This window comes from Fulvivirga aurantia (assembly GCF_009711475.1).
Taxonomy (GTDB): Bacteria; Bacteroidota; Bacteroidia; order Cytophagales; family Cyclobacteriaceae; genus Fulvivirga; species Fulvivirga aurantia.
In genome coordinates, this window is sequence record NZ_SMMD01000212.1 from 1 (window position 1) to 981 (window position 981).

The window sequence follows — 981 nt, forward strand, 5'->3', positions numbered from 1 at the left end:
TAATAGTGACGATGATTCACCACAACCAGTGCCTATTGAGATTATAAAGAGTGATGAAAAAGAAATTACCTCTTTTCAGTTTTTATTAAGCGAAAATGCCATAAGTACAAATGTGATAGGTGAAGTTGATAGCAGTAACTATACGATTTTCGCTGTTCTTCCAGGCAATTCTCTTAAAACGGCATTACTACCTCAGATAACTGTGTCTCAAGCAGCCACTGTGAAGCCAATAGGCGTTCAGGATTTTTCTAAACCTGTAACCTATACTGTGATGGCTGAAGATAGTTCGCTTCAAACCTACGAAGTTACCGTGGTAACAGAAAAAGAAGCACTCGTGGCAATATTTGAGGCTAATCCAGATAATAGACTTACTTGGGATTTGAACGACCCCGATTTAAGTAATTGGGAAGGTGTGACCCAAAACAATGGGGTAGTTATAGATTTGTTAATCCATAATGTAGGTTTGGTGTCTATTCCTAAAGAGATCGGCTACTTAAGTAATCTTACTAAGTTGAGAACACACATGAACGATTACGCTAGTCTTCCAACTGAAATTGGCAAACTCACCAACCTAGAGATTTTAGCTGTTGGCATAAATGAAAATTTAAATGACGTACCTAAAGAAATTGGTTTACTGGAAAACCTCAAATCTCTTCATTTGGATAATAATCCGTCTTTAATGTCAATACCCGCTGAAATTGGCCAACTAAGTAAATTATCCCACCTTTTTATTAATGGTAATGGTCATATGACTATTCCAGCTGATGTATGTGAATTAGAGACAAAGTATGGCACTAAAATTTATAAGGATTCTGATATGGTCTGTGATCTGTGAGCTGTAGCGCAGGAATCAATGAGCAATTATCAATGTCACTCAAAGCCATAACAAAGAGTCCCTCTAAACACTGATTAAAATTGATATTCTAAGCTTTTCGAATCTAAATAGTTTCAATGCCGTAACGTAAGTTTAGTATTTGCATA

1 protein-coding gene is annotated in these 981 nt (G+C 36.3%); it reads left to right on the forward strand.

The annotated features are described in order from the left end of the window. The coding region (locus E1176_RS20225) for a leucine-rich repeat domain-containing protein (RefSeq protein WP_484494450.1) at positions 1-835 on the forward strand (835 nt) is incomplete at its 5' end. Between the last annotated feature and the right edge of the window lie 146 nt (positions 836-981).